A 5755-nucleotide genomic window follows, 5' to 3' on the forward strand; every position below is an offset into this window, starting at 1 on the left:
GGGCGGGCACGAGCGGCGCCCCCGGCACCCGGGGGGGTGCCACGCCCGGTGCGCCCGCCACCACGGGCGGCGGACCGGCCGACGGTGGACAGCCCGGTACGACGCCCGCCCCGGGCACCGTCCCCGCCACCCCGGGGACGCCCACCACCGCCGGACCGACCAAGGTGCCGCCGTCCCCGGCGACCTCGGCCGGCACGTACGGCTGCAGCGGCGGCCTGGTCGGCAGCTACCCGGTGACCACCGCGTCGGGCGTGGTGTTCGGCTACTTCTACATCTGGTTCGACTCCGCGAGCGGCAAGAACTGCGCCGCCACCATCAAGACGGTCAACAGCGGCTACGGCACGGCCTCCGCGGTGAGCGCGAGCATCAGCCGGTGCTCCCAGACCGCGGCGGCGGCGAGCTGCAGCAAGGTCGCCGGCACCACCGCCACGGACCAGGGCAGCTTCGCCAAGTTCGCCGGTCCGGTGCGGGTGGCCGCGGTGAAGACCTGCATCAACGGCTCCGGCAGCATCACCTGGGCCGGGCAGACCGCCACCACCCGCTCGCTCGGCAACCGCGCCGTGCACTGCGGCTGAGACCGCCCGGCGCCGGGACGCCGACCGCCCTCAGTGCAGCACCAGGCTGCCGGTGCGGACGGCCCGGCGCAGCGCGAGGCCGAGGGTGAGGTGCGCGGCGACGCCCCAGAGCAGGGCGACGCCCGCCTCGGCGAGCAGCGGCCCGAAGGAGAACGGGGCGCCCTCGGCGAGGCGGCGCATCAGCGCGAGCCCGTGCGTGATCGGCAGGACGGCCGCCAGCCGGGCGGGCAGGCCGTCCTGCGGCACGGGTGTGGTGATGCCGCAGAGCAGCAGGTAGCCGATGGTCGTCCCGGCGGTGAGGTACATCCGGGACTCGGGGTGGCGCAGCGAGATCCCGGCGAGCGTCAGCGCCAGGCAGTAACTGCTGAGGGAGACCAGCAGGTTGACGGCGACGACGGCGGGCAGCGCGGGCAGGTGCAGCGGCACCGGCAGCAGCAGCGGCACGACGGCGAGGGCGACGGACGAGGTGAGCATGCCGTCCAGCACCCAGTGCAGGCCGCGGGAGGCCAGCACCAGGAAGGGGTTCGCCCGGGTGACGAGCAGGAACTCCAGGGTGCCGGAGCGCCGTTCGCCGACGGTCGAGGAGACCACGCCGAGCGCGGCGAGCGGCCCGAGGGCGGCCGCGTTGCCGAAGGCGATCTCGCCGGTGGCCTGCGCGGAGCCCAGCAGGGTGCCGAGGGTCGCGAAGAACAGCACCTGGCAGAGCAGCCGGACGAGCCAACCGCCCGCCCAGGAACGCCAGGTGAACATGGCCCGGTAGTCCTGGTGACTGCTGAGCAGCCCGTGCCCGAACTGCCGCAGTGCGGTCGACAGGGCGACGGTGGTACTGCGGCGCTCAGGCATGGAGGGCCACCTCTCCGGAGCGGACGGACGCCAGGACCCTGCGCAGCACGAGCAGTCCGAGCAGCAGGTGCACGGCGACGAGGGCGGCGAGCAGGGCGACCCGCGGGCCGGCGGCCTGCGCGGTGCCGGCCGCGGCGTCGCGCAGCAGCTGGGCGCCGTGGGCGAGGAAGAAGCACCGGGCGACGGCCCGGACCGGCCCCGGCAGCACGCCGATCGGCACGATCAGCCCGGCCAGCAGGTAGAACGGGTAGGTGAGCGCGTTCTGCAGGGCCCGGGCCCCTCGGACGAGGATCATCACACCGCTGATCAGCAGGGCCGTCGCGGCCACCCCGAGCGCGGTCAGCACGGCCACCAGCAGGCACAGCCCGGGCTCGGCGATCCGGACGGGCAGGCCGAACCCGAACCGTCCGATCAGCAGCACCTCGGCGAGCACGGGCAGCCCGAGCGCGGTGGTGGTGCCGACCCGGACGGCCAGCGCCGCGAGGTAGCGGCCGGGGGTGAGCAGCGAGGGCTCCAGGGTGCCCTCGCGGCGGTCGGTGTCGACCGTCTCGGCCGCGACGAAGACGGCGTGCGACCACAGGCTCATCAGGAAGGCGGTCAGGGCCACGGTGGTGGCCGCGGACTCCCGGTGGTGGTGCACGAGCGCGGAGAAGAACACCAGGGAGTACAGCGGGATGACGGCGAGCGTGGCGAGCAGGTCCGGCGAGCGGACGATCAGGACGGCCTGCATCCGGGCGGCGGCGATCAAACGACGAACTCCCGGTCCTCGATGACGGATCGGTACACCTCGGTGAGGCCGGGCGCGGCGACCGAGATCTCCTCGGCGCGGGCCTCGACGAGCACCGCGAGCACCCGGGTGAGCGCCTCGGCGCCGTCCGGGCGGACGGTGACCGCGCCGCCCGGCCCGCGCTCCACCTCGGTGCCGGGCAGCCCCGCGAGGGCCTCGGCGGCGCGCGGCGGGACGCCGGTCGCGGTGACGGTGCGCCGGGCGGAGACCTCGGCGAGCAGGGTGTCGGCCGCACCCTGCCGGAGGATCGTGCCGTGGTCGATCAGCGCGAGGTGGGAGCAGAGCGCCTGCGCCTCGTGCATGTCGTGCGTGGTGAGCAGGACGGTCGTCCCGGCGTCCCGCAGTTCGCGGACGAGGGTGCGGAAGCCGGCCGCCGAGTGCGGGTCCATGCCGTTGGTCGGCTCGTCCATGATCAGCACCTCGGGGTCTCCGAGCAGCGCCCGGGCGAGGTGGACGCGCTGCACCATCCCGCGGGAGAAGGTCTCCACCCGGTCGCCGGCGCGGGCGGCCAGCCCGAGCCGTTCCAGGAGTTCGCCGGTGCGCCGTTCGGCGGCACGCGCGTCCAGTCCCTGCAGCGCCGCCCAGTACGACAGGTTCTGACGCGCCGTCAGTCTGCCGTACAGGCCGCGGTCCCCGCCGAGCACCAGGCCGATCCGGCGGCGCACCTCGCGGGGCCGGCGGACGACGTCGTGGCCGGCCACCCGGGCCGTGCCGGAGGTCGGCAGCAGCAGGGTGGTGAGGATCCGCGACAGGGTGGTCTTGCCGGCCCCGTTCGGCCCGAGCAGGCCGAGCACCTGGCCGCGCTCGACGGTGAGGGTGACACCTTCGAGGGCGGTGACCCGGCGTCCGCGCCGGGCCGTGAACGTCCGGCCGAGCCGGTCGGTCTCCACGACGGCCACGGTTCACCACCCTCCGGTACCGGCCGCGACCGGCCAGGGGTCGAGCCGGTCGAGTTCGTCGAGCGCCCTGGCGTGACAGGCGGGGTCGACGAGTTCGCCCGTCACCATCAGGAAGTCCGCGACCGGGGTCCGCGAGATCAGCCCGCCGTCGAAGCGGTGGTGCACGGCAGCGCGGGGGACGCCGTCGCGCAGCGCGGTCAACTGCAGGCCGTGGATGGTGCGGCCGGCGGCGAGCCGGTCCTCGGCTCCCCCGGCGGACTCCGGGAGGTCCGCGGGTGCCGGAAGGGCGGCCCGGCGGTGCCGTTCGGCCGCGGCGGGCTCGCGCAGGGCACCGGTCAGCGCCGCCGGGACGGTCTCCCCGAGGCCGGGCCGTCCAGCGGTGAGCTCGCAGAGTTCGAGCAGCTCCGGGGCCAGGCAGTGGGCTGCCGCGGTGTCCGCGAGCGGACCTGCGGCGGGCGCGAGCGGCGAGCCGAGGACGACCGCCAGGTCGATGGAGTCCCGCACGGTGAACGGGCGTTGGAACCGTTCCTCGGCGAGCGCGAGCAGGTCGGCGTGCACCTGGTCGGCGGGCAGTGCGGCCCGTACCGGGACGGTGCCGGGCTCGCCGGCGAAGGCGAAGGTGGCCACCTCCACCTCGGCCTCGTGGTCCAGCAACGGGTCCTCGCCGTACCACCACAGGCCGACGAAGCGGTGGTCGACGGCGTCCTGGCGGAGTTCGGTGTAGACGGCGCCCTCGAAGGACTGCCGGCCGCCGAGCAGGGCGACGGCCTGCCAGAGCGCCGCCTCGTCGGGGACGACCAGGTCGAGGTCGCCCGGCGGCCGGAGCAGCCCGTCCGGGTAGTACCGGGCCAGCGACGGGCCCTTCATCACCCGCAGGCCCTCCACCGTGCCGACGAGCGCGGCGAGTTCGCGGTAGTGCGCGGCGCGGCGGAGCATCCGGTCGAGTTCGCCGCGCGAACCGGTGCCCATCGGGACGCCCTCGCGCGCCGCGAGCGAGAGGACGAGCGGGGCGAGCACACCGCGGACCTGCCGGGAGGCCGCGAGCAGCGGCCGGACCCCGTCCCCGGGGTCGGTGCCGAGCAGCTCGTGGAGCAACGACAGCGTGAGCGGGAAGTCGGACTGCGGGTCTGCGGACATGACGTCTCCAGGGGGCGGTCGGCAGGGGGACCACTCAGGGGCGCGGCTGCCCCCAGTACCTCAAGGGCGGTCGGCGCGGCGGTAGCCGTAGGACTCCTGCCAGCCGTGGCGGCGCAGGGCGGACACCACGGCGGCGCCGGGGTCGGGGGGCAGGCCGGGTCCGGTGCGGTGGTGGCAGACGTGTCCGACCAGCGGCAGTCCGCGCCGGGCGGCCTCCGCGGCGGCGACGGCCACCAGGGCGGGCTGGGCGGCCGGGATGTGCGCGGGGTCCTCGATCAGGATGTCCACCAGGTCGACGAACGGGGTGCCGCCGGCGTCGTCGTAGGCGTCGGTGACGGCGGTGGCGTGGCCGATCGGGCGGTCGTGACCGTCGACCCAGGCCAGCCAGGTCCGCCGGGCCGGTGCGTGCAGGATCTCCTCGACCGCCTCGCGGACGGCCCCCTCGGCGACCTCCGTCCCGAGGTCGACCTGGGCTCCGGAGACCGCGGTCGCCAGCCAGCCTCGGACGAGGTCCCGGTGCTGCCCGCCGTCCTCGGTGATCCGTACGGCGGGGGCGGCGGCCCGGCCCGCGGTCGCGGCGGCGTCCGGGGTGAGGTGGAGGTAGCTGATCAGCGGCTGCAGCCGCGGGTCGACGGGCGTGCCGGCGGGGGTGCGCAGCACGGCGGCGGTGCAGTCGGGGTGGCGGGCGAACAGCTCGGCGAGCAGGCGGCCGGGGTCGGCGAGCAGGGCCGGGTCGGCGTGTTCGACCAGGCACTGCGTCTCGCCGGTGAGCGGGTCGGTGTACGGTCCGGCGACCACCGGCAGGCCGTCGAGGCGGTGCAGCAGGCCGGCGTCCTCCGCGGCCGCCAGGTAGGCGGGGCCGACGGCGAACGGGTCCCGGCCGGGCGCGGTCGGGCCGGCGGCGGTCGGGCCGGCGGCGGTGTTCACGCCGCCTCCGGGCGGACGACGACGACCAGCCCGTCGGCCAGCTCCCGTGCGGCGGCGGCGACCTGGGCCCCGGTCACCCCGCGCAGGGCGGCGATCTCCTCGTCCGGGTCGAGGTCCGTCCCGGTGAGGGCACGGCGCTCGGCGAGGGTGACGGCGCGGTCCAGCGGGGACTCGGCGGTGAGCACCGTCTCCACCACGGCCTGGTGGACGGCGGCCTCGACGGCCTCCTGCCCGGCCCGGCCGTCCGCGGTCTGCGCGAGGACCTCGCGGAAGGCGTCGAGCACCTTCGGGGCGTTCCCGGGTTCGGCGCCGGCGAGCATCCGCCAGGCCCCGGTGTCGCGGTAGCTGCGCGACCAGGAGCGGAAGGAGTAGGCGAGGCCGTCCTCGTTGCGCAGCCGCGCGTACAGCAGGGAGGCCGGGCTGGCGCCCAGCAGGTGGGCGAGGACGGTGTGGGCGTGCCGGCGGGGGTCGGTGGCGTGCGGGGCGCGGCCGCCGGCGAGCAGCCAGCAGAAGTCGTCGGGCCAGGCGTCGACCCCGCCGGGGCGGACCGGTCCGGGGCGGCCGGGTCCGTCCGGGCCGGACGGGGC

The 5755-nt window shown here is 76.4% G+C and carries 6 protein-coding genes and 1 pseudogene; 1 reads left to right on the forward strand and 6 read right to left on the reverse strand.

Annotation, left to right across the window (positions count from 1 at the left end):
- Positions 1 to 575 (forward strand): annotated as a pseudogene (locus ABZ641_RS24080) (hypothetical protein); the annotation flags it as partial.
- 30 nt (positions 576 to 605) lie between these two features.
- On the opposite strand, the gene ABZ641_RS24085 reads toward ABZ641_RS24080, so the two are convergent.
- The 6 genes from ABZ641_RS24085 to ABZ641_RS24110 form a co-directional block, all read right to left on the reverse strand.
- Positions 606 to 1418, reverse strand: coding sequence for a hypothetical protein (locus tag ABZ641_RS24085; protein ID WP_344625398.1), 813 nt, complete (start codon positions 1416 to 1418; stop codon positions 606 to 608).
- Entirely contained in the window at positions 1411 to 2166 is a 756-nt protein-coding gene (locus ABZ641_RS24090; protein ID WP_344625397.1) for an ABC transporter permease, read from the reverse strand. The genes ABZ641_RS24085 and ABZ641_RS24090 overlap by 8 nt, the downstream gene beginning before the upstream one ends.
- On the reverse strand, positions 2163 to 3104 hold the full coding sequence (locus ABZ641_RS24095) for an ABC transporter ATP-binding protein (protein ID WP_359984770.1): 942 nt from the start codon (positions 3102 to 3104) through the stop codon (positions 2163 to 2165). Before ABZ641_RS24095 ends, ABZ641_RS24090 begins: the two co-directional genes overlap by 4 nt.
- A gap of 3 nt (positions 3105 to 3107) precedes the next feature.
- Complete coding sequence (locus tag ABZ641_RS24100; RefSeq protein WP_359984772.1) at positions 3108 to 4241, reverse strand: hypothetical protein; 1134 nt, start codon at positions 4239 to 4241, stop codon at positions 3108 to 3110.
- Between the two features lie 60 nt (positions 4242 to 4301).
- Positions 4302 to 5168, reverse strand: a complete 867-nt coding sequence (locus tag ABZ641_RS24105) for a hypothetical protein (protein WP_359984774.1) — start codon at positions 5166 to 5168, stop codon at positions 4302 to 4304.
- Positions 5165 to 5755, reverse strand: a 591-nt coding sequence (locus tag ABZ641_RS24110; protein ID WP_359984777.1) for an insulinase family protein, incomplete at its 5' end; no start/stop codon positions are given. The genes ABZ641_RS24110 and ABZ641_RS24105, both read right to left, overlap by 4 nt.

Source organism: Kitasatospora sp. NPDC007106, assembly GCF_040634455.1.
Taxonomy (GTDB): domain Bacteria; phylum Actinomycetota; class Actinomycetes; order Streptomycetales; family Streptomycetaceae; genus Kitasatospora; species Kitasatospora arboriphila.